The organism is Kitasatospora sp. NPDC058162 (assembly GCF_042884005.1).
Taxonomy (GTDB): Bacteria; Actinomycetota; Actinomycetes; order Streptomycetales; family Streptomycetaceae; genus Kitasatospora.
The window spans coordinates 169,513-190,574 of sequence record NZ_JBHVUS010000012.1; the positions used below are offsets into that span (position 1 = coordinate 169,513).

Below are 21,062 nucleotides of genomic sequence, written 5' to 3' on the forward strand. Positions count from 1 at the left end.
TGCCAACTGTGGGCTAGGATCTGGACCACTTCAACCTGTTGTCCAGGAAGGAAGGGCCTCCAACGATCATGAATCGCAAGGAACTTGATCCGGATGCTTCGCCCGCCGCCAAGTTCGGCGCGGAGCTTCGCGCGCTACGAGAGGCGAGGGGCTGGACGCAGGACCACCTGGCGGAGCTCACTGGATACTCGGCCGTTCATGTGTCCGCCGTTGAAACTGGTCGCAAGCCTCCAACCCAGCGATTCTCAAGAAGACTTGACATTGCATTCGAGGCGCCTGAGCGATTCGAACGAGAGTGGCGCAAGTCGGGGCAGAGAGTCATGTTCGAGGGATTCGGTGACTACCTGCGCTGTGAGGCGGCCGCCGTGGCTCTGCGGCTGTTCGAAATCAACATCATTCCGAGCCTCTTCCAGACCCCTGCCTATGCGAGGGCCTACCAGGAAGCACGAGTTCGGCGAGGGTGGGCAACTCAACAGCAGGCTGAAGAACGACTCTCGCTGCTGCTGCATCGACAGCAACGTCTGAGCCAGCATCCGGCGCCCCGGGTCCACGCGGTCATAGACGAGGGCTGCCTGCGCAGAGTCATCGGTGGCCGAGAGGTCATGCTGGAGCAGCTCGTACACCTTGAGGAGCTGGCCCTTCAGCCTCAGGTCGTTGTGCAGATCAGCCCGTTCTCGCTCGGCGAGGACAGGCCGTTCGGGCTTCCAATTACCTTGCTGACTCTCCCGAACAGGACCATCGTGGGGTACGGCGAGACACAACGAAGGGGCTTCCTTGAGCGGGAGCCAGACGTTCTGGCCGAGTGGGCTGGTGAGTACGATCAACTGCAAGTCGAGGCGTTGTCCCGCTCAGCGAGCCGAGAGTTCATCCGGCAGGTTCGGAGAGGTTTTGAAGATGGATGACCTGACAGGCGCCACATGGCGCACGAGCAGCTACAGCGTCCAAGAAGGCCAGTGCGTTGAGGTCGCGGACGGGCTCCTCGACCGGGTGCCCGTAAGGGACAGCAAGGATCCCCACGGCCCCTCACTGGTCTTCCCTGCCGACGCCTGGTCGGCCTTCGTCTCCGCCGTGCGCAGCGGGGAGTTCGGTACCGTCTGATTAGGGGGAACTACCGTGACCGCCGAACCGCAGTGGTTCAAGTCTTCGTACAGCAGCAACGGCGGCGACTGCGTGGAGGTAGCGGGGAACTTGGTCCCCTTCGACGCTGTTCCCGTCCGTGACTCGAATGACCCCGAGGGTCCCTCCTTGGTCTTCGCGGCTGACGAGTGGTCGGCTTTCGTCTCCGCCGTGCGCAGCGGGGAATTCGGCGCGGCCTGAGCGAAGGGTTTTCGGGCCCGCCCCGAGGGGTCTCGGGGCGGGCCCGTGTGGTCTCACCCGTACCGGCCGTTCGGGTGAGGGCGCAGGTCGGAGGGTGTTTCGGGGGAGAGGAGTGGTAGAGGCTGCGGCACTGTCGGGGTGGATTTCTCCCCGATTCGAGAGGTGGCTGCGCCGTGGCCCAATCCGATACCACGTCATCTCCCCCCACCGGGCACAGCGGGCTCAAGCGTGAGGTCGGCGTCGCCGGGCTGCTCTTCGCCTCGGTCGGCGCGATCATCGGCTCCGGTTGGCTGTTCGGGGCACAGAAGGCGGCCGTGGCGGCCGGGCCGGCCGCTCTGCTGTCCTGGGGCATCGGCGCGGTGGCGATCATCCTGCTGGCGCTGATCCACGCCGAGCTGGGCGGACTGTTCCCGGTCGCCGGCGGCACGGCCCGCTACCCCCACTACGCCTTCGGTGGCTTCGCCGGGATGTCCTTCGGCTGGTTCACCTGGCTCCAGGCGGCGACCATCGCGCCGATCGAAGTCCAAGCAATGATCAACTACGCCCGGCACTGGACCTGGGCGGACGGCTTCCTCAACAAGGACCTGACGCTGACCGGCAGCGGGTTCGTGGTCGCGGCCGTACTGATGGGCGTGTTCGTCGCGATCAACTTCCTCGGCGTCCGACTGCTCGCCCACACCAACAGCGTGGCCACCGTGTGGAAGGTCGCCATCCCGATCCTGGCGATCTTCGCGCTCGGCATCCAAGACTTCCACGGCTCCAATTTCTCCGTCCACGGCTTCGCCCCGGACGGCGCCAAGGGCGTGCTCGCGGCGATCAGCACCAGCGGCGTGATCTTCGCGCTGCTCGGCTTCGAGCAGGCCATCCAGTGGGCGGGGGAGAGCCGCAACCCCCGCCGGGACATCCCCCGGGCCGTCCTCGGCTCGGTGGTGATCGGTACGGTCATCTACGTGCTGCTCCAGGTGGTCTTCATCGGCGCCCTGCCGCCGGAGACCTTCGCGGGCGGCTGGGCCAAGCTCGACTACCCCGGGATCAGCGGCCCGTTCGCGGGCCTCGCGACCTTGATCGGGCTCGGCTGGCTGGCGACGATCCTCTTCATCGACGCCGTGATCTCGCCCGCCGGCACCGGCCTGGTCTACATCACCTCCAGCTCCCGGGTCACCTACGGCCTCAGCCGCAACGGCTACGCGCCGCCCGCCCTCCAGTACACCGACCGCAACTCGGTGCCCTGGCTGGGCCTGATCATCGCCTGGGCCGCCGGCGTCATCTGCTTCCTGCCGTTCCCGAGCTGGCAGAAGCTGGTCGGCTTCATCACCTCGGCCGTCGTGCTGATGTACGCGGGCGCGCCGCTGGCCTTCGGGGTGCTGCGCAAGCGGCTGCCCGGGATGGAGCGCTCGTACCACCTGCCGGGCGGCGAGATCATCTCGCCGATCGCCTTCGCGGTGGCGAGCCTGGTCATCTACTGGTCCGGCTGGGACACCCTGTGGCGCCTCGGGCTGGCGATCCTGATCGGGTACGCGTTGCTCGGCGGGTACTCGGCGTACGCCGCCTCGAAGGGGGTGCCGAACGCGCCGCGGATGGACTTCAAGGCCGGGCAGTGGCTGCCGGTCTACCTGGTCGGCATGGGGATCGTCTCGTGGCAGGGCACCTTCGGCGTGGGCGCCCAGGGGAACCTGCCGCTGTGGTGGGACATCGGGGTCGTGGTGGTGTTCTCGCTGGTCGTCTACTACTGGGCGCTGGCGGTGGCGCTGCCGGCGGAGGAGATCGAGCGGAACATCCGGGGCGTCGAGGTGGTGGACGCGGGCGGGCACTGAGCGTTTGGACGAGGAGCGGCCTCGGTCTGTTGACCGGGGCCGCTCCGTGTCTCAGACGGTCGCGGCCCACGCCGCCTCGGCGGCCTGCAGGGCCGCGTCGACGTCGCCCCCGGATGCCTTGGCGAGGCCGGTCAGGCAAGCCCGGACGGTCTCCAGCGAGGCCGCCTGGCCGTAGTGGTTGACGCGGAGCATCTCCGAGGCCAGCGCCCCGCCGCCGGGCTGGACGGGCAGCGCCGGGTCGAGGGCGGCGGCCAGTTCGGCGGCGTGCACGCCGGCCGGGGTGCGCAGGGTGGTGGCGACCGGGGCGGCGTGGGCGTCCTGGTGCACGTACGGGCTGACGGTGCCGAGGGCGCGGGCGCCGGCCCGGGTGGCGGCGGAGGCGGCGCGGTGCCGGGTGATCACGGCGGGCAGGCCGTCGGCGGCGATCCGGTCCAGGCAGGCGCCGAGCGCGAGCATCTCCAACTGGGCCGGGGCGTGCGGCAGTACGGTGCGACCGGCGTCCGTCCAGCGCTCTTTCCAGTCCAGCAGGGAGAGGTAGGAGCGGCGCGGGGCGGCCGGGTTGGCGGCGATCCGCTCCCAGGCGCGTTCGGAGACGGAGACGGCGGAGACCCCGGCCGGGCCGCCCATCGCCTTCTGGCCGCCGATCACGCACAGGTCGATGCCCCACTCGTCGGTGAGCAGCGGCTCGGCGGCGACCGAGGCGACCGCGTCGAGCATCAGCAGGGCGCCGTGCTCGCGGACCACGGCGGCGATCCCGGCGACCGGGTTGGTGTTGCCAGTGGCGGCCTCGGCGTGCACCAGGGAGACGAAGTCGATCTCCGGGTGGGCTTCGAGCGCCTCGGCGACCTGCTCGGCGCTGACCGCGCTGTCGAAGGGCACCGCGAGGTCGACGACCGTCGCGCCGCAGGAGCGCAGCCAGTTGCCGAAGGTCTGGCCGTACGGGCCGGTGACGATGTTGAGCGCGGTGGAGCCGGGGTGCGCGGCGCCGCGGATCGCGGCCTCCAGCGGGAGCAGGGCCTCACCCTGGGTGACGATGACGTCGGCCTCGGTGTGCAGCAGCGCGGCCACCTGGTCCTCGATCGCCGCGAACCCGGCGGCGCTGAGCGGGGGGAGGTCGAGGAAGGGGCTCACGCGCCCGCCTCGCTTCGCTCGACGGGGGCGTTCGCCCACGCGTTCCTCTTGATGGTTCGCTCGCTGCGCTCTCTCACGGCTTCACGGCCTTTCGCGGGGCGGATGGTGGGTGCGGCAACGAGTCTGCCGCATGCGTACTACTTACACGGAACCCGCCCGTCGGTAGAGTGCGGCCATGACTGAAGGCGCGGTGCTGCACGTCCGGGGTCGGGTGCTGGTCGGCCCGGAGGAGGTCCGGGACGAACTCTGGGTGGTGGACGGCCGGGTGAGCTTCACCCGCCCGCCGACGGCCGGGGACGTCCGGACGGTCACCGGCTGGGTACTGCCCGGCCTGGTGGACGCGCACTGCCACGTCGGCCTGGACGCGCACGGTGCCGTGGACGCCGAGACCAGCGAGAAGCAGGCGCTCACCGACCGTGACGCGGGCACCCTGCTGATCCGCGACGCCGGCTCGGCCGCCGACACCCGCTGGATCGACGAGCGCGAGGACCTGCCCCGGATCATCCGGGCCGGCCGGCACATCGCCCGCACCCGCCGCTACATCCGCAACTACGCCCACGAGATCGAGCCCGGCGACCTCGCCGCCTACGTGCGGGCCGAGGCCCGGCGCGGCGACGGCTGGGTGAAGCTGGTCGGCGACTGGATCGACCGCGACCGCGGCGACCTCGCCGCCTGCTGGCCCGGCGACGCGCTGGCCGAGGCGATCGCGGCGGCCCACGAGGAGGGTGCCCGGGTCACCGCGCACTGCTTCGCGGCCGAGTCGCTGCCGGACCTGCTGGCGGCCGGGATCGACTGCGTCGAGCACGCCACCGGGCTGACCGAGGAGCTGATCCCGGCCTTCGCCGAGCGCGGGGTGGCCATCGTCCCGACCCTGGTCAACATCGCCACCTTCCCGGAGCTGGCCGCCGGCGGGGAGTCCAAGTTCCCGGCCTGGTCGGCGCACATGCGGCGGCTGCACGAGCGCCGCTACGACACCGTCGGGGCCGCGCACGACGCGGGCATCCCGGTGTTCGTCGGCACGGACGCGGGCGGCTCGCTCGCCCACGGGCTGGTCGCGGACGAGGTGGCGGAGCTGGTGAAGGCGGGGCTGAGCCCGGCGGAGGCGCTGTCGGCGGCGAGTTGGGGCGCGCGGGAGTGGCTCGGGCGGCCGGGGCTGGAGGAGGGCGCGTCGGCCGACTTCGTGGTGTACGAGGAGGATCCGCGGGCGGACGTCCGGGTGCTCGCCGACCCGCGCGCGGTGGTGCTGCGGGGGCGGCCGGTGGGGTGACCCGCCCGGTGAGCGGTCGCCTGACCGGTCGGGCGAGCGGTCGCGGCGGTCGTTTGCCGTGGTCAGCTGAGGTGACGCCCTGTCGGTATCGGCCGATAGGGTGACGCCCATGGCACCGCGTCCACTGAATGAGATCGTCGAGCCCGGTTGGGCCACCGCCCTGGAGCCCGTCGCCGGGCAGATCGCCGCGATGGGGGACTTCCTCCGCGCCGAGATCGCGGCGGGCCGCACCTACCTGCCGTCCGGGCCGAACGTGCTGCGGGCGTTCCAGCAACCGATCGCCGACGTCCGAGTACTGATCGTCGGGCAGGACCCGTACCCGACGCCCGGGCACGCCGTCGGCCTGAGCTTCTCGGTGGCGCCGGACGTCCGGCCGATCCCGCCGAGCCTGATCAACATCTTCCGGGAGTACGGCACCGACCTCGGCCTGCCGCAGCCGTCCAACGGGGACCTCACGCCCTGGACGCAGCAGGGCGTCCTGCTGCTGAACCGGGCGCTGACCACCCAGCCGCGCAACCCCCGGGCCCACAAGGGCAAGGGCTGGGAGGCGGTCACCGAGCAGGCGATCCGGGCGCTGGTGGCGCGCGGCGGCCCGATGGTGGCGATCCTGTGGGGCAGCGACGCCCGCAACCTGCGTCCGCTGCTGGGCACCATCCCGACGGTGGAGTCGGTGCACCCGAGCCCGATGTCGGCGGACCGCGGTTTCTTCGGGTCGCGGCCGTTCAGCCGGGCGAACGAGCTGCTGGTGCAGCAGGGGGCGCAGCCGGTGGACTGGCGTCTGCCGTAGGGGAGTTGCTGCCGTAGCAGATCCGGGTCAGTGCGGAGCGTCAATCTCACTCCAACGAGTGAAATGACGCTCCGTGAGGCTCATGTGACGGATCGTTTGAGAAGACTGGCGGCTCATCGTTTCACCTGTGTGGGGGTTCCGCCTTGTCTTCCTCTTCTCGGCCGTCGCCGTCTCGCCGAATCGTTTCCGCATCCGCCGCCGTGGTGGTGAGCACCCTGCTCACTGCCGGGCCCGTCCAGGCCGCGCCCTCGGCACCGGCCACGACCACCACGTCGGGCAAGGCGCGTGCCGTCACCGCCGAACTCGCGTTGGACGTCAGCTTCCTGAACAAGGCCGTCGACGTCCCGGTGGACATCGCCCTCAACAAGGTGGAGACGCCGGAGCAGAGGGACGGCTCGGTGCTGACCGCCAAGGTGGCGGGCGTCGACCAGGCCGGCCCGGTCGAACTGGTCAAGGCCGACGTCGGCAAGTCCGTCACCCGGGTCGATGCCAAGGGCGCCACCGCCTCCGTCAAGCTGGTCAACGCCGACGTGCACGCCCCCGGCCTGCCCGCCACCGCGCTGCTCGGGCTGGAGGCGATGAGCGCCGAGGCCACCTGCCCGGTCGACGGGCAGCCGACCGCGGACGTGGTCGCGCCCGCCAAGCTGACCGTGCTGGGCAAGCCCGTCACCGTCGGGCTGTACGGCCCGACCAAGGTGGACGTGCCGCTGGTCGGCAGCGTGTCGGTGGAGTTCTCCAAGAAGAACACCACCACGACCACCGCCGCCGCCTCGGCCCTGGAGGTGAAGGTGGAGGTGAACCCGCTCAACCTGAACGTCGCCAAGGTCACCGGGACGATCACCGTCGCCTCGGTGAGCTGCGAGAAGCCGTCCGGCCCGGCCGCCACCGGCACCCCGAGCACCGCGCCGACGTCCGCGCCCGCCGCCCAGCCGGTCGCGGACGCCACCACCTCCCGGGCCGCCGTGCCGCAGGCGGCGGTGGAGAAGCCGGAGCGGCTCGCCAGCACCGGCGGCAGCAGCGCCACCGGCCCGCTGGCCGCCGGGGCCGCCGCCCTGGTCGCGGGCGGTGCGGCCGCGCTGTGGGCCACCCGGCGCCGCCGGGCCGCGCACGCCCGCCGGCCCTAGTAGTCCCGGTACTGCTCCGATACGTCACTCCGTACGGCGGGAGTGCCGCGCCCGGCACTCCCGTACCGTGACCGTGCCATCGCGGACGGTTGGTTCACATGCGCGTTACACGAGAGGAACAACCGGGAAACGGCGGCTTGCGACGCTACGCGGGCACCCACCACCCAGCAATGCGAGGGACCAAGCCGTGGCAATCAAGGCCGAGTACATCTGGATCGACGGCACCAAGCCGACCGCGAAGCTCCGTTCCAAGACTCGCGTCCTGCCCAACGCCGACAAGATCCCGACCTGGGGCTTCGACGGTTCCTCGACCAACCAGGCCGAGGGCCACGCCTCGGACCGCGTGCTGGAGCCGGTGAAGGTCGTCAAGGACCCGATCCGCGGCGGCGACAACATCCTCGTCCTCTGCGAGGTCCTGGAGACGGACGGCACCCCGCACGAGTCCAACACCCGCGCCCTGCTGCGCGAGGTCGAGGAGAAGTACACCGCGCAGGAGTCGATCTTCGGCATCGAGCAGGAGTACACCTTCTTCAAGGGCTCCCGCCCGCTCGGCTTCCCGGAGGGCGGCTTCCCGGCCCCGCAGGGCGGCTACTACTGCGGTGTCGGCGCCGAGGAGGTCTTCGGCCGCGAGATCGTCGAGCTGCACCTGGACCGCTGCATCGACGCCGGCCTGGCGATCTGCGGCATCAACGCCGAGGTCATGCCCGGCCAGTGGGAGTTCCAGATCGGCCCGGTCGACGCCCTGACCGTCTCGGACGACCTGTGGATCGCCCGCTACCTGCTCTACCGCACCGCCGAGGAGTTCGGCATCGACGCCACCCTGGACGCCAAGCCGGCCCGGGGCGACTGGAACGGCGCGGGTGCCCACACCAACTTCTCCACCAAGGCGATGCGTGAGGGCTACGACGCCATCATCACCGCGTGCGAGTCGCTCGGCACCTCCCAGGAGAAGGTGCTGGAGCACGTCACCCAGTACGGCGCCGACATCGAGTCCCGCCTGACCGGCAAGCACGAGACCGCCCCGTGGAACGTCTACAGCTACGGCGTCTCCAACCGCGGCGCGTCGGTCCGCATCCCGTGGCAGGTCGAGGTGGAGCAGAAGGGCTACATCGAGGACCGTCGCCCGAACGCGAACGTCGACCCCTACGTCGTCACCCGCCTGCTGATCAACACCTGCTGCGCCGCCCTGGAGAAGGCCGGCCAGGTCTGATCCCCGAGCTCCGCTCATCCCGCAGGCCCTTCCCCACCCGGGGAAGGGCCTGCGGGCGTTCGCTCACTCCTCGGCTTCGACCTCGGCGAGGTGGTCGGTGAGTACGGCGACGATCTGCTCGTAGGTGGCCGCCGCGGGGATCCAGTAATCCCGCTCGATGCCGACCTCGAACGCGTCATTGCTGCTGAACCGGATCCGCGCCCCGGCCGGGATCACCTCCTGCAGCCACAGGACGAACGCTGCGGCCGCGACCACCGGGAGATCCGCCAGGTAGAGCGACTGTCGCTCGGGTGCGAAGCTGCCGTCGAAGGCGAACTCGCCGGCCGGCACACCGAACCGCAGTTGACGGCCCCACCCCGGCAGACTGCCGCACTCCTCGTAACGTGTCGCAGGCCACTGCTCGGTCAGCCGCGCCGCGAACGTTTCGCTGGTGAATCCCCAGGTCTCACCGTCCGGCGCCCCGAAGTGGAACGTCGTGCACACCGCGAACTCCGGTGCATCATCGGTCATCGTCATCGTTCCCCTCACGGAGCCGGGATGTACCGGGCGTCGCCCGGCACGTGGTTGAGCGCCATCATGTACTGCCAGTAGACGACGCTTTCCGGGTCGTTGGTGGCGAGATCGACATGTCGGACCATGCCGTTCGACGTGGTGACGGCTGCCGCATAGTCCCGCATCTCGTTGAAGTCCTTCTCGGGCATGCCTTTCATGAGGAACGGCTTCTCCTTCGCGAGGGTTTCGAGGCCGTTCATGGAGCGCGGCGAGCAGCCCTGCTTCTTGACGTACTTGGCTTCGACGATGGCTCCGTCGTCGGCCCGGAGTCCGTCCGCCGCGACCACGCCCGAGGTCTTGGTGATGGACGGGGGCAGTGGCAGGTCGTACTCGGGGTACCCGGCGACGTACCGCTGATAGTCGTTGGCCGGCTTGTCGGCCGGCCCGCCACCCTGGAAGCCGTGGGTGTTGAGCGTCAGCTGCCACTGTTCGAACGCCTGCCGCTCCGCAGGGCTCAGCAGGGGAGTCCCCGGGGGCGGGGAGATCGGCTTCCTGGCCAGGTTCGGGTCCAGCGGTGCCACCGCCGGCACGATGTTGAGCCCGTTGCCTTTGTAGGTCGCCAGGACGAGTGGCACCGGCACTGGTACCGGAACGGGGAACGGGATCAACGGGAATCCCGGTCCTGACGGCGGGTCCGGCTGTTTCGGCTGCTCCGGCACCGGTATTCGGTGCCCTTCGAGGGCCGGCTGGATGTTGCGCAGCGACTGGATGCGGGTGTCGCCCGTGACGGCGTCGGTCAGGCCGTGGTCGGAGTCGACGAAGTCGCCGAAGAAGAAGCGCCCCCAGCTGTCCCGGGCGTCCTCGATGTGGTCGGCGTACGCGTCGCAGGCCTTGGCCAGCTGGCGGCAGGCGGCGACGAGGTTCGGGACGAGGGCCTCTTTGTCCGAGACCTCCCCCGGAGCGCCGTTCCAGCCGATGAACAGGTTGAAGTAGGAGGAGAAGCTCTGTCGGGCCGCTCCTTCCCAGTGCTCCTCGACCGTGCTCGTACCACCCTGGGCGCTGGTCATCACGTCCTCGACCAGATCCGCCGCCCTGCGCCAGAGTGCTGCGACGGCCCGGAGTTTGCCCGGGTCTCCTTTCGGGCCGGGGTGGAGGACGTTGCGGTCGACCCAGTCCTGTTCCTTGACGACCTTCGGCAGGTTGCGACCGTTGCCGACCTGGTCGCACTCGTCGGCCGAGCTGATCTGGAGGTAGTCGAGCTTGGGCTGGTGGTCCTTCAACCATGCGGCGGCCAGCTGGTCCTCCGCCGCCAGGTAGTTGAAGGCGCTCTGCATCAGGTTCTTCGCCGACTCGGCCATCACGAACGCGGCGAACGCGATCTTGTCGAAGGTCTCGGCCGCGGCGCTCTCGTAGGCGCCGGCGAACGCGTGGCCGCCCGCGTCGTTGCCCGCCATGTCGGCCGAAGCGCTCAGGTCGCCCATCAGGCCGGTGGCGATCTCCTCGATCCGGTGGCGAAGCCGGCTGTACCCCCGCGATGTCAGCACGAGTTGATCCGTCGACACACGATAATCCGACAACAGTGCCCCCCGGCTAGTTCGTCGTGAGTCGAATGGTATCGCTTCGTCGACTTCCCGTTCGATTGATCGGGGCTCTTGAAGGGGTGTGGGTGATGAACGGATAATCGGGTGCATGACCGCTCACCGCCCCCGCTACCTCGTGCGTCGGCTGCACGTGGACCTGGCGCGGGTGTGGACGGCCGGCTGTCGTCGTCGGTGAGTTCGCAGCTGCAGGACCGACCGACCGACCCCAGACAGCACCGGCCGCAGGAGTGTGTCCGTTCCATGGCTCTCACCTTCCACTGGTTCCTCCCCACCAACGGCGACAGCCGGCAGATCGTCGGTGGCGGGCACGGCTCGACGCCCGGGACGGCCGGCTCCGACCGGCCGCCGAGCATCGCCTACCTGGGCCAGATCGCCCGCAGTGCCGAGCAGTTGGGCTTCGAGGGGGCGCTCACCCCGACCGGCGCCTGGTGCGAGGACGCCTGGCTGACCACCGCGATGCTGACCCAGGTCACCGAGCGGCTGAAGTACCTGGTGGCGTTCCGGCCCGGGCAGCTCAGCCCCACCCTGGCGGCGCAGATGGCCGCGACCTACCAACGGCAGTCCGGCGGGCGGCTGTTGCTCAACGTGGTGACCGGCGGGGAGTCCGCCGAGCAGCGGGCGTACGGGGACTTCCTGGACAAGGACGCCCGCTACGCCCGCACCGGGGAGTTCCTGGACATCACCCGGCGGCTCTGGGCGGGGGAGACCGTCGACCACGACGGCCCCCGTCTGCGGGTCGAGCGGGCGAGGTTGAACCGGCTGCCCGACCCGGTGCCGCCGGTGTACTTCGGCGGCTCATCCCCGGCGGCCGGCGAGGTCGCGGCCCGCTCCGCCGACGTCTACCTGACCTGGGGCGAACCGCCCGCCCAGGTGCGGGAGAAGATCGACTGGATCCGTGGACTGGCCGCCGCCCGGGGCAGGTCGGTGCGGTTCGGGATCCGGCTGCACGTGATCACCCGGGACAGCTCCGCGCAGGCCTGGGCGGAGACCGAGCGGCTGCTCGCCGGCATGGACCCGCAGCGGGTCCGGGAGACCCAACGGGCGCTCGCCGAGAGCGAGTCGGAGGGGCAGCGCCGGATGATCGCGCTGCACGGCGGCTCGGCGGAGCGGCTGGAGGTGCACCCGGGGCTGTGGGCCGGCATCGGGCTGCTGCGCGGGGGTGCCGGAACCGCGCTGGTGGGCAGCCACCGGGAGGTCGCGGACCTGATCACCGAGTACCACGAGCTGGGGATCGACGAGTTCGTGCTGTCGGGCATGCCGCACCTGGAGGAGGCCTACTGGTTCGGCGAGGGCGTCCTGCCGCTGCTGGCCGCCCGGGGGCTCTGGCACCGGCCGTGACGTCGGCAGGCTGTGGCACCGGCGGACCGTGATCGACTGCACCAGTCGTCATCGGGCAAACCACTGGTCAATCCCGTTCACCCACCGGAGAATTCACGGCATGACTCGACAGCCGCTGCTCCTCCTCGATGTGGACGGACCCCTCAACCCATTCGCCGCGCCGAGGCTGCGGCGGCCGGACGGCTACCGGACGCACGAGCTGATGCCCACCTGGTGGGCGGAGCGGCAGACCCGCCGCGCCCCCGACGGCGAGCCGAAACCGCTGCGGGTCTGGCTGAACCCGGCGCATGGGCCCGAGCTGCTGGCGCTGCCCTACGAGTTGGTGTGGGCGACCACCTGGATGGCCGAGGCCAACGACCTCATCGGCCCCAACCTCGGGCTGCCCGAACTCCCCTACATCCCCTGGACGGAGCTGTTCGCCGAGGACCCGGACGGGCTGCACTGGAAGACCAGGGACGTGGTGGCCTGGGCGGACGGGCGGCCGTTCGTCTGGGTGGACGACGAACTCGGCCCGCAGGACGCCGAGTGGATCGCGGCCAACCACCCGGGCCCCGCGCACACCCTGCACGTCAACCCCCGGACCGGCATGCTCGCCGGGGACTTCGCGCTCCTGCGCGAGTGGGCGGCCGCCGCGTGACCGGCCTGCCGCTGCTCCTGATCGACGTGGACGGGCCGCTCAACCCCTACGCCGCGCCGGACACCCGCTGCCCCGAGGGCTACGGCACCCACCGGCTGCTGCCCGAGTCCTGGGTCGCACGGCACGCGCCGCAGCCGCGCGAGCAGGTCGAGCCGCTGCGGGTGTGGCTGAACCCGGCGCACGGGCCGGAACTGCTGGCGCTGCCGTACGAGTTGGTGTGGGCGACCACTTGGATGGCCGAGGCGAACACCTTCATCGGCCCCCGCCTCGGGCTGCCCGAACTCCCGTACATCCCCTGGACGAACCTGTTCGGCGAGGATCCGGACGGGCTGCACTGGAAGACCAGGGACGTGGTGGCCTGGGCGGACGGGCGGCCGTTCGTCTGGCTGGACGACGAACTCGGCCCGCAGGACATCGAGTGGATCGCGGCCAACCACCCGGCCGAGGCACTGCCGCTCTGGGTCGACCCCCGGGCGGGTCTGCGGGAACTGCACTTCGCGGCGCTGCGCGAGTGGGCGGAGGAGGAGTCGTGCTGACCGGTGGGACCGTCGGCCGGGTCGAGCGGCTGCTCCGCTACCCGGTCAAGTCGCTGCTGGGGGAGGAGCTCCCGGCGGCCGAGGTGTCCGCGCGGGGCCTGGCGGGGGACCGGGCGCGCGCCCTGCTGGACCTGGAGACCGGACGGGTGGCCAGTGCCAAGAACCCCCGCCGGTGGGCCGGGCTGCTCCGCTACTCCGCGGCGGCCGCGGCGGACGGCCGGGTGACGATCACCGGCCCGGACGGGCGCAGCGCGGACGAGGCCGGGCTGTCCGAGGCGCTCGGCCGCAAGCTCGCCCTGATCGCCGAGCGCCCGCCCGGCGCGGAGGTCGAGCGGGCCGTGCCGGAGGAGGTGCTGGCGCGCGGCATCGAGGCGGAAGTGGCGGTCACGGTGAACGAGTTGGGGCGGGCGGCGCCGGACGGTGGGTTCTTCGACTTCGCCCCGCTGCACCTGATCACCAGCTCCACGCTGCTGGCCGTCGGCGTCGAGGCCGAGCGCTACCGGCCGAACCTGGTGATCCGCACCGAGGGCGAGGGGTTCGTCGAGAATGCCTGGGTGGGGCGGGAGTTGACCGTCGGGGAGTCGCTGCGGCTGCGCATCGTGGCACCCACCCCGCGCTGCGCCGTCCCCACCCTGGCGCACGGCGCGCTGCCCCGCCGGACGGAGGCGCTGCGGATCCCGGCCGAGCGCAACCGGCTGGTGCCGCTGGAGGGCATGCCGGCGCTGCCCTGCACGGGGGTGTACGCCCAGGTGGTGGTGCCGGGGGCGATCCGGGCCGGGGACGCGGTCCGGCTGAACACCGACTGAGGTCCGGCTGAGCTCAGGCGGGCGCGGTCAGGCCGGGCCGAGCACCGTCTCCAGGGCGTTGAGGAAGCGGTCGGTGGTCCGCTCGTCCCGGACGGCGATCCGCAGCCAGTCCTCGCCGAGCCCGGGGAAGGTGTCCCCGCGCCGGACGGCGAAGCCGTGCTCGCGCAGCCGCTCGCGGACCGCCGCCGCGCCCGGCAGTCGGACCAGTACGAAGGAGGCGGCCGGCTCGCCGTACATCCGCAGCGCCGGGAAGGCGGCCAGGCCCTTCACCAAGTAGGCGCGCCACAGGGCGAGTTCGGCGGCCGCCCGGTCCGCCTCGGCGAGCGCCGAGGGGCCGCTGCAGACCTCGGCGGCGGCCAGCGCCGGGGTGGAGACCGGCCAGAGCGGCTGGGCGGCGCCGAGGGCGGCGATCAGCGGGGCGGGCCCCAGTGCGTAGCCGATCCGCAGTCCGGCCAGGCCCCAGGTCTTGGTGAGGCTGCGCAGGACGACGACCTGCCCGGGGAGGTCCCGGACGGCGGCGAGGGACTCCCGCTCGCCGGGCACGGTGTCCATGAACGCCTCGTCCACCACCAGGGTGCGCCCGGGGCGGGCCAGCGCGGCGACGGCCTCGGCGGGGTGCAGGACGGAGGTCGGGTTGGTCGGGTTGCCGAGGACGACCAGGTCCGCCTCCTCGGGGACGGCGCCCAGCCGGAACCCGTCCCCGGGGGAGAGCAGCACCCGGTGCACCCGGTGCCCGGCGTCCCGCAGTGCGGCCTCCGGCTCGGTGAACTGGGGGTGGACGACGACGATGTGACGGGACGTCAGGACGCGCGCGAGCAGCACGAAGGCCTCCGCGGCCCCCGAGGTGAGCAGCACCTCCTCGACCGGGCGCCCGTGCCGGGCGGCCACCGCGGTGCGGGCGGCGCCCTGGTCGGGGTAGGCGGCCAGGGTGCCGAGGGTGGCGGCGAGGTGCTCGCGCAGCCAGGCCGGGGGCGTGCCGGTGCGGACGTTGACCGCGAGGTCGACCAGGTCGCGGCCGTCCGCGCGCACCTCGGCGTCGCCGTGGTGGCGCAGGTCGGGTTCGCGGGCGGTCATGCGGACGCTCCATCCACGGGAAGGCCGGGCACCCGCAGGACGTCGTACGCGCCCGGCGGCACGGTGAGCGCGGCGCTGTCGCCGAGGGCGACCAGGGCGACGGCGTGCCCGTGCGAGGCCAGCTGGACGGCGGCCTCGGCGGGGTCCATCCGTACCCCGGCGTCGTTCGTCGCCACCCCGGCCCAGTCCAGCACCACTCCGCGGCCGTTGCGCACCGACCCGGGCTCCGGCACTGCGACCCGTCGCGTCCCCGGCCGGAGCAGCGCGGCCACCGCCTCGACCGCCTCCGGCCGGCCCACCACCACCGAGGCGCGGTGCAGTTCGGCGAGCGCGCGGGGCACCAGCAGGTCGTGCGCGCCCGGCCCGAGGCCGACCAGCGCCAGCCGGCCGCGCACCGCCGCCCGGGCGATCGCGACCGTCGCCGTCGCCGACTTCCGCTTGGGGACGACGAGTTCACCGCCGGTGGCGCTGGCCAGCGCCGCCGCCTCGGCGACGCTCGCGGTGCCGACGGCCGTACCGACGGCCTCGGACGGGTTCGGCACCGTGAGCCGGGCCAGCTCCTCCGCCGGGTGCTCGTCGACCGGCACGTTCAGGCAGCGCGCGGCCCAGCGCACCGCGGGGTGGTCCGCCTTGCCGGCCACCGTGGCGATCCGGCCGATCGCCGAGCGCAGGTAGCCGGTCTCCTTGAGCACCTCCATCAGCAGCCGCATGGCGTCGGCCGATTCGGTGCCGCTGCCCGCGCCGATGCCGACGACCAGGGTGCGCGGGACGACCAGGAGGTCGCCGTGGCCCGGGTCCTCCCGGTCGGTGATCCGGAGCACGGGGGCGTCCTCGGGGGCGTCCGGCCGGACGTTCGGGGGCAGGGCGGGCAGCGGGTACGGCACCTCGCTGACCAGCCGGACCGGCAGGCCCGCCGCCGCGGCCTCCGCGGCGGTGCCGGCGCCGGCCCGGCGGTAGCGGACGGCGTGCGGGGTCAGCACGTCGAGCGGGTCGCCCGGCCCGGGCAGCGGGCCGGTGAGCACCGGGGTGACGCCGAGGGCGGCCGCGACCTCCCCGGCCAGCTTCACCGCGGAGTCGGTGTGGCGCAGCGGGATCACCCAGCGCCGCCCCGGGTCCACGCAGAGCACCTCGGCACCGCGCGGGACGTCGACGCGGGGGTCGGTCAGCAGCCCGACGACGGCGGCGAGCGATCCGACGGCGATCACCTGGCGGTGGCGGTCGAGGGCGAACTGCATCGCCTCCGGCCCCTGGAAGCAGTTGCCGTGCGAGGCCCGGTAGGCGTGGGAGCTCTCCGGCCAGAGCTCCTGCAGTTCGTCGGTCAGCGGGCGGCCCGGCCCGTAGATGGCGACCAGTCCGATCACGTACCGCACTCCTTGCCGTCCCCGGCCCAGCGCTCGCGGGCCCCCGTGATCCCACCACGGGCGGAGGAGGGGGGTCAATCAGGGCGCGTGTGACGTCCGCCGCCGCCCGTGGTGCTCCGTACCGGCACCGCCTCGCAGCTGTTCTTCTGTTCTTCACTTCTCTTGTGCGGTACACGACACGCCGCGATCCTACTGTTCTCGGCGCTCCCGCCCCGGAAGCCCCGACTCTCGGAGGACCCCATGGCCTTCGCACGACTCCGCACCCCCGGCACCCCCACGGCCGGCCCGCGCCCCGCCCGTCGCCGCAGGCTCCGCCCGCTCACCGCTCTCGCCACCGGCCTCGGCCTGGTCGCCGGCTCCCTCGGCCTGTGGGCCGCGGGCGGCAGCGCGGCCGCCGACACCGCCGCCGGCCTGCCCAGCCCCGACCACATCATCGTCGTGATGATGGAGAACCACGCGTACTCCCAGGTCATCGGCAGCTCCAACGCGCCGTACTTCAACAACACCCTGGTGGCCGGCGGCGCGACGCTGACCCAGTCCTACGCGCTCACCCACCCCAGCCAGCCCAACTACTACATGCTGTTCTCCGGCAGCGCCCAGGGCGTCACGGACGACAGCTGCGTGGACGTCGGCGCCCTGCAGCAGCCCAACCTCGGCTCCGAGCTGCTCGCCGCCAACCAGACCTGGGCCAGCTACAACGAGGGCCTGCCCTCGGTCGGCGCCACCGACTGCCGCAGCGGCAACTACGCCCAGAAGCACAACCCGTGGTTCGGCTTCGGCAACGTGCCCACCTCCAGCGCCTACGGCATGGACGCGTTCCCGACCGACTTCACCACCCTGCCGAAGGTCTCCTTCGTCATCCCGGACCTCTGCGACGACATGCACGACTGTTCGGTCGGCACCGGCGACAGCTGGCTGCAGAACAACCTCGACGCCTACGCCCAGTGGGCCAAGGCCAACAACAGCCTGCTGGTGGTGACCTTCGACGAGGACAACCGGCTCGCCGGCAACCGCATCCCCACCCTCGTCTACGGCGCCCACGTCGCCCCCGGCAGCTCCACCTCCACCACCTACAACCACTACGACGTGCTGCACACCCTGGAGGACCTGGCCGGCGTCAACGCCCACGCCGGCAACTCCGCCAACGCCTCCGACATCACCGGCATCTGGAACTGACGCCCGTGTACGTCGCGGACTCCCGCAGCTCGAAGGCCCCCGTCGCACCGGCCACCGGCCCGGTGCGGCGGGGCGCCGCCCTGCGCTCAGTGCCGGGGGCGGTCCTCGCCCTCGGCGCCGTCAGCATGGTCACCGACATCTCCTCCGAGATGGTCAACGCCGTGCTGCCGCTCTACCTGCTCACCGGACTCGGCCTCTCCCCGCTCGGCTTCGGCCTGCTCGACGGCATCCAGAACGGCTTCAGCGCCCTGGTCCGCCTGGTCGGCGGCCACCTCGCCGACCGCCGCGGCCGCGACGGGGCCGCCCGGCACAAGGCCGTCGCCGCCGTCGGCTACGGGCTGTCCGCGGTGTGCCGCCCGCTGCTGCTGTTCGTCCACACCGTGCCGCTGATCGGCGCCGTGATCGCCGCCGACCGCACCGGCAAGGGCCTGCGCACCGCCCCCCGGGACGCGATGATCTCGCTGGCCACCGAACCCGCCCACCGCGGCCGGGCGTTCGGCGTGCACCGGGCGATGGACACGGCAGGCGCCCTGCTCGGCCCGCTCACCGCCTTCCTGGTGCTGCGCCTGGCCGGCGGCCCGATGCTCGCCGACGGCGGCGAACGGCACGGCTACGACGCGGTGTTCACGGTCAGCGCCTGCGTCGCCGCGCTCGGCGTGCTGATCCTGCTGCTGTTCGTGCCGAACCGGCAGAGCGGCGAGGCGCCGTCGACCGCCGCGCCCTCGCTGCGCAGCAGCCTCACCCTGCTGCGCCTGCCCGGACTGCGCCGGCTCACCCTGTGCGCCGTCCTGCTCGGGCTCACCACCGTCAGCGACTCCTTCCTGTACCTGCTGATCCAGCGCCGGCTCGGCCTGTCCGTCAACCTGTTCCCGCTGCTGCCGCTCGGCACCGCGGCCGCCTTCCTGCTGCTCGCCGTCCCGCTCGGCGCGCTCGCCGACCGGATCGGGCGCCGCCGGCTCTTCCTGCTCGGCCACGGGGTCCTGCTGCTCGCGTACGGGCTGCTGCTCTCGCCACTGCGCGGGCTGCCCGCGGTGCTCTGCGTGCTGCTGCTGCACGGCTCGTTCTACGCCGCCACCGACGGCGTGCTCGCCGCCGCCGCGGCCGACGCCGTCCCCGCCGGGCAGCGCGGCGCCGGGCTCGCCCTGGTCGGCACCGGACAGGCGCTGGCCCGGTTCGCCTGCTCGCTGCTGTTCGGCGCGCTGTGGAGCGCGGCGGGCGGCCCGACCGCGCTGGCCTGGTCCGCGGGCGCCCTGGCGCTGTGCGTGGCCGGGGCCGCGGTGGTGCTGGGCCGCTCGGAACCCGTCGCCGTGGACCCGGAGCCCGTCGCCGTGGAGGAGACCCCGTGAACCTGCAGAACAACCGCAGCCGGGTGATCGTGCTGCTGCTCGCCGTCCTGGTGCTCGGCGCGGTCGGCACCGGCGCCGTCCTCTACGCGGCCGACCGCGGCTCCGAGCGCGACCGCGCCCAGGCCGGCGGACCGGCCGTCGCGCCCGGCCCGGTCTCACTCCAAGTGCCCTCCGGCGGGCGCCAGTTGCTCTTCCGCAACATGGCCTGGGGGCCGCACCGGGACGAGATCACCACCGTCCCCGCCGACCACCCCGACGGCCCGCGCACCGCCTCCGGCACCCAGTGCCTGCGCTTCCACGCCGCCGCCGGCACCGGCATCTGCCTCCAGGCCCAGCACGGCGCGCTCGACGACACCTACCGCGCCGTCGTCCTGGACGACCACCTGCACGAGCGGCGCTCCTTCCCCGCCGCCGGCATCCCCACCCGCTCCCGGGTCTCCCCGTCCGGGCACCTCGCCGCCTGGACCGTCTTCGTCAGCGGCGACTCCTACGCGGGCACCAACTTCTCCACCCGCACCTCGATCGTCGACGTGCGGGACTGGAACCTGCGGGAGAACCTGGAGGACTTCGCCGTCGTCAAGGACGGGCACCCGTACCAGGCCCACGACGTCAACATCTGGGGCGTCACCTTCGCCGACGACAACACCTTCTACGCCACCCTCGCCACCTCCGGCCAGACCCACCTCGTCCGCGGCGACCTCGCCGCCCGCACCCTCACCACCCTGCACGACAACGTCGAGTGCCCCTCGCTCTCCCCGGACGGCACCCGCGTCGCCTACAAGAAGCGCGTCCCCGGCCTGTCGCCCGACGCCCCCTGGCGGCTGTACGTCCTCGACCTCGCGACCGGCACCGAGACCGCCACCGCCGAGCAGCGCAACATCGACGACCAGGCACTCTGGTCCGACACCGGGACCCTGCTGTACGCCCTGCCCGGGGACTACGGCGCCGACCTGTGGACCGTCCCGGCCGACGGCTCCGGCACTCCGCGGCTGGTCACCAAGGCCGCCGTCGCCCCCGCCTACCTGGGCTGAGGAACTCTCCGCTAACGTCCCACGTCGAGCAGAGTGCGACGTCCTGACCCGAGGTGCCGGTCGGACGTCCTGATCGGAGCGGGGGAACGAGCGAACCGTGGACGGCATCCCACCCGAGCGCGTGGTCACCGACTCCTGGCCGGCCCTGCACGGCCGACCGGTCCTGCGGCGCACCGTCGCCGTCGGACTCGTGCTGTGCGTGTCCGCCGGCGCGGCCATGATCGTGCGCGGCGTCAACGCGCTCACCGTCGGCCGGGTCGGGCGGGAGACCGACCGGGACCGCGCCGAGCGGCTGGCCGGGCTCCACCCCTCCCAGCACCCCGGGGCCGGGCGCTACTACGTCCCGGTCGGCGCCGTCTACACCCTCACCTCGGACGGCTCGCCCGTCGCCTACCTCCACTACCGGCTCGGCGGCGGCAAGGAGCCCGGCCTCGGCGACTTCCTGCGCACCTACGACCTCCCCGCGCCCGGGCCCGCCGCGCCGCTGCCGCCGGACCTCGCGGCCGCGCTCGGCGGCGACGAGCCGGCCGAGGCGCCGGAGCTGCCGGAGGGGCCGGTCGTGAGCCCGTCCTCGCCGTCCTCGCCGTCCTCGCCGGCGGTTCCGTCCGTTTCCGTCCCGGCCCCTTCCGTCCCGGCTTCGGAGCCCACGGCCGCGCCGGCGGCCGTCGCGGCGGAGCCGACCCCGACCGATGCCGACCCGGACGGCGATGCGGACGCCGTTCCGGACGACGGGGCCAGTGCGGACGCCGGGGCCGGTGGGGCCGTCAGGACCGGTGGCACCGCGCGCGTCCCCGCGGACACCGGTGCGGACGGCGCGCCCGAGGTCGGCACGCCCGACCCGGTCCCCACCCCGACCCCGACCTGGACGCCCACGGCCAGCCCGTCCGCCGTCCCCACCCACATCCCCACCGCCCGCCGGATCTACGTCGCCACCATCCCGGGCGGCCTTCCCGGCGCCGCCGACATCTACATCCGCGCCACCGGCTGAGCCGGCCGCCCGCCCGCCGGACATGC

Annotated in this window: 21 protein-coding genes; 16 read left to right on the top strand and 5 right to left on the bottom strand. The window is 72.6% G+C overall.

Annotated elements, in window-relative coordinates:
• Positions 1 to 68: 68 nt before the first annotated feature.
• The 4 genes from ACFVXG_RS23235 (at position 69) to ACFVXG_RS23250 (ending at position 3,131) form a co-directional block, all read left to right on the top strand.
• Positions 69 to 902 (top strand): helix-turn-helix domain-containing protein, encoded by an 834-nt coding sequence (locus ACFVXG_RS23235; RefSeq protein ID WP_387930273.1) that lies wholly within the window; start codon positions 69 to 71, stop codon positions 900 to 902.
• The gene (locus tag ACFVXG_RS23240) at positions 895 to 1,098 is read left to right on the top strand and encodes a DUF397 domain-containing protein (RefSeq protein WP_387930275.1); all 204 of its coding nucleotides are present in this window, start codon (positions 895 to 897) and stop codon (positions 1,096 to 1,098) included. The genes ACFVXG_RS23235 and ACFVXG_RS23240 overlap by 8 nt, the downstream gene beginning before the upstream one ends.
• Before the next feature lie 15 nt (positions 1,099 to 1,113).
• Positions 1,114 to 1,317 carry a DUF397 domain-containing protein gene (locus tag ACFVXG_RS23245; protein ID WP_387930276.1) on the top strand — a complete coding sequence of 68 codons (204 nt, stop codon included), beginning with the start codon at positions 1,114 to 1,116 and terminating at the stop codon, positions 1,315 to 1,317.
• Between the two features lie 173 nt (positions 1,318 to 1,490).
• Entirely contained in the window at positions 1,491 to 3,131 is a 1,641-nt protein-coding gene (locus ACFVXG_RS23250) for an APC family permease (protein WP_387930278.1), read from the top strand.
• Positions 3,132 to 3,182: 51 nt separating this feature from the next.
• Here the strand turns inward: ACFVXG_RS23250 and ACFVXG_RS23255 are convergent, their stop codons facing one another.
• Positions 3,183 to 4,262, bottom strand: coding sequence for a pyridoxal-phosphate-dependent aminotransferase family protein (locus tag ACFVXG_RS23255; protein WP_387930280.1), 1,080 nt, complete (start codon positions 4,260 to 4,262; stop codon positions 3,183 to 3,185).
• Between the two features lie 175 nt (positions 4,263 to 4,437).
• Between ACFVXG_RS23255 and ACFVXG_RS23260 the strand changes: the two genes are divergently transcribed.
• The 4 genes from ACFVXG_RS23260 to glnII all read left to right on the top strand — a co-directional run bounded on the left by ACFVXG_RS23260 (position 4,438) and on the right by glnII (position 8,650).
• Entirely contained in the window at positions 4,438 to 5,529 is a 1,092-nt protein-coding gene (locus ACFVXG_RS23260; protein WP_387930282.1) for an amidohydrolase family protein, read from the top strand.
• A gap of 109 nt (positions 5,530 to 5,638) precedes the next feature.
• Complete coding sequence (locus ACFVXG_RS23265; protein ID WP_387930284.1) at positions 5,639 to 6,316, top strand: uracil-DNA glycosylase; 678 nt, start codon at positions 5,639 to 5,641, stop codon at positions 6,314 to 6,316.
• Between the two features lie 200 nt (positions 6,317 to 6,516).
• Complete coding sequence (locus ACFVXG_RS23270; RefSeq protein WP_387930285.1) at positions 6,517 to 7,440, top strand: SCO1860 family LAETG-anchored protein; 924 nt, start codon at positions 6,517 to 6,519, stop codon at positions 7,438 to 7,440.
• Between the two features lie 187 nt (positions 7,441 to 7,627).
• On the top strand, positions 7,628 to 8,650 hold the full coding sequence (glnII, locus tag ACFVXG_RS23275) for a glutamine synthetase (protein WP_387930287.1): 1,023 nt from the start codon (positions 7,628 to 7,630) through the stop codon (positions 8,648 to 8,650).
• Between the two features lie 63 nt (positions 8,651 to 8,713).
• On the opposite strand, the gene ACFVXG_RS23280 is transcribed toward glnII, so the two are convergent.
• Positions 8,714 to 9,160 carry a hypothetical protein gene (locus tag ACFVXG_RS23280; RefSeq protein ID WP_387930289.1) on the bottom strand — a complete coding sequence of 149 codons (447 nt, stop codon included), beginning with the start codon at positions 9,158 to 9,160 and terminating at the stop codon, positions 8,714 to 8,716.
• Between the two features lie 14 nt (positions 9,161 to 9,174).
• Positions 9,175 to 10,686, bottom strand: a complete 1,512-nt coding sequence (locus ACFVXG_RS23285; RefSeq protein ID WP_387930291.1) for a restriction endonuclease fold toxin-2 domain-containing protein — start codon at positions 10,684 to 10,686, stop codon at positions 9,175 to 9,177.
• Between the two features lie 297 nt (positions 10,687 to 10,983).
• Between ACFVXG_RS23285 and ACFVXG_RS23290 the strand changes: the two genes are divergently transcribed.
• The 4 genes from ACFVXG_RS23290 (at position 10,984) to ACFVXG_RS23305 (ending at position 14,060) form a co-directional block, all read left to right on the top strand.
• Positions 10,984 to 12,081: an LLM class flavin-dependent oxidoreductase gene (locus ACFVXG_RS23290; RefSeq protein WP_387930293.1), complete on the top strand. Its 1,098-nt coding sequence runs from the start codon at positions 10,984 to 10,986 to the stop codon at positions 12,079 to 12,081.
• 100 nt (positions 12,082 to 12,181) lie between these two features.
• Positions 12,182 to 12,718 (top strand): hypothetical protein, encoded by a 537-nt coding sequence (locus tag ACFVXG_RS23295; protein ID WP_387930295.1) that lies wholly within the window; start codon positions 12,182 to 12,184, stop codon positions 12,716 to 12,718.
• Entirely contained in the window at positions 12,715 to 13,254 is a 540-nt protein-coding gene (locus ACFVXG_RS23300) for a hypothetical protein (RefSeq protein ID WP_387930297.1), read from the top strand. Before ACFVXG_RS23295 ends, ACFVXG_RS23300 begins: the two co-directional genes overlap by 4 nt.
• On the top strand, positions 13,248 to 14,060 hold the full coding sequence (locus ACFVXG_RS23305; RefSeq protein WP_387930298.1) for an MOSC domain-containing protein: 813 nt from the start codon (positions 13,248 to 13,250) through the stop codon (positions 14,058 to 14,060). The genes ACFVXG_RS23300 and ACFVXG_RS23305 overlap by 7 nt, the downstream gene beginning before the upstream one ends.
• 27 nt (positions 14,061 to 14,087) lie before the next feature.
• Here ACFVXG_RS23305 and cobC read toward each other — a convergent pair whose 3' ends face one another.
• Positions 14,088 to 15,134, bottom strand: coding sequence for an Rv2231c family pyridoxal phosphate-dependent protein CobC (gene cobC, locus ACFVXG_RS23310; protein WP_387930300.1), 1,047 nt, complete (start codon positions 15,132 to 15,134; stop codon positions 14,088 to 14,090).
• Positions 15,131 to 16,495 carry a cobalamin biosynthesis protein gene (locus ACFVXG_RS23315; RefSeq protein ID WP_387930302.1) on the bottom strand — a complete coding sequence of 455 codons (1,365 nt, stop codon included), beginning with the start codon at positions 16,493 to 16,495 and terminating at the stop codon, positions 15,131 to 15,133. The genes cobC and ACFVXG_RS23315 overlap by 4 nt, the downstream gene beginning before the upstream one ends.
• 240 nt (positions 16,496 to 16,735) lie before the next feature.
• On the opposite strand from ACFVXG_RS23315, the gene ACFVXG_RS23320 reads away from it, so the two are divergent.
• The 4 genes from ACFVXG_RS23320 (at position 16,736) to ACFVXG_RS23335 (ending at position 21,036) form a co-directional block, all read left to right on the top strand.
• Positions 16,736 to 17,671, top strand: a complete 936-nt coding sequence (locus tag ACFVXG_RS23320) for an alkaline phosphatase family protein (RefSeq protein WP_387930304.1) — start codon at positions 16,736 to 16,738, stop codon at positions 17,669 to 17,671.
• A 5-nt stretch (positions 17,672 to 17,676) separates the two neighbouring features.
• Complete coding sequence (locus ACFVXG_RS23325; RefSeq protein ID WP_387930306.1) at positions 17,677 to 19,017, top strand: MFS transporter; 1,341 nt, start codon at positions 17,677 to 17,679, stop codon at positions 19,015 to 19,017.
• The gene (locus ACFVXG_RS23330; RefSeq protein ID WP_387930308.1) at positions 19,014 to 20,048 is read left to right on the top strand and encodes a TolB family protein; all 1,035 of its coding nucleotides are present in this window, start codon (positions 19,014 to 19,016) and stop codon (positions 20,046 to 20,048) included. The genes ACFVXG_RS23325 and ACFVXG_RS23330 overlap by 4 nt, the downstream gene beginning before the upstream one ends.
• Positions 20,049 to 20,145: 97 nt before the next feature.
• Complete coding sequence (locus ACFVXG_RS23335; protein WP_387930310.1) at positions 20,146 to 21,036, top strand: hypothetical protein; 891 nt, start codon at positions 20,146 to 20,148, stop codon at positions 21,034 to 21,036.
• Positions 21,037 to 21,062 lie beyond the last annotated feature (26 nt).

Excerpts from the sequence above, each read along its gene's own strand:
- ACFVXG_RS23235 (WP_387930273.1), top strand. The coding sequence starts at position 69 with ATGAATCGCAAGGAACTTGATCCGGATGCTTCGCCCGCCGCCAAGTTC.
- ACFVXG_RS23240 (WP_387930275.1), top strand. The coding sequence starts at position 895 with ATGGATGACCTGACAGGCGCCACATGGCGCACGAGCAGCTACAGCGTC.
- ACFVXG_RS23260 (WP_387930282.1), top strand. The coding sequence starts at position 4,438 with ATGACTGAAGGCGCGGTGCTGCACGTCCGGGGTCGGGTGCTGGTCGGC.
- ACFVXG_RS23265 (WP_387930284.1), top strand. The coding sequence starts at position 5,639 with ATGGCACCGCGTCCACTGAATGAGATCGTCGAGCCCGGTTGGGCCACC.
- ACFVXG_RS23280 (WP_387930289.1), bottom strand. The coding sequence starts at position 9,160 with ATGACCGATGATGCACCGGAGTTCGCGGTGTGCACGACGTTCCACTTC.
- ACFVXG_RS23290 (WP_387930293.1), top strand. The coding sequence starts at position 10,984 with ATGGCTCTCACCTTCCACTGGTTCCTCCCCACCAACGGCGACAGCCGG.
- ACFVXG_RS23295 (WP_387930295.1), top strand. The coding sequence starts at position 12,182 with ATGACTCGACAGCCGCTGCTCCTCCTCGATGTGGACGGACCCCTCAAC.
- cobC (WP_387930300.1), bottom strand. The coding sequence starts at position 15,134 with ATGACCGCCCGCGAACCCGACCTGCGCCACCACGGCGACGCCGAGGTG.
- ACFVXG_RS23320 (WP_387930304.1), top strand. The coding sequence starts at position 16,736 with ATGGCCTTCGCACGACTCCGCACCCCCGGCACCCCCACGGCCGGCCCG.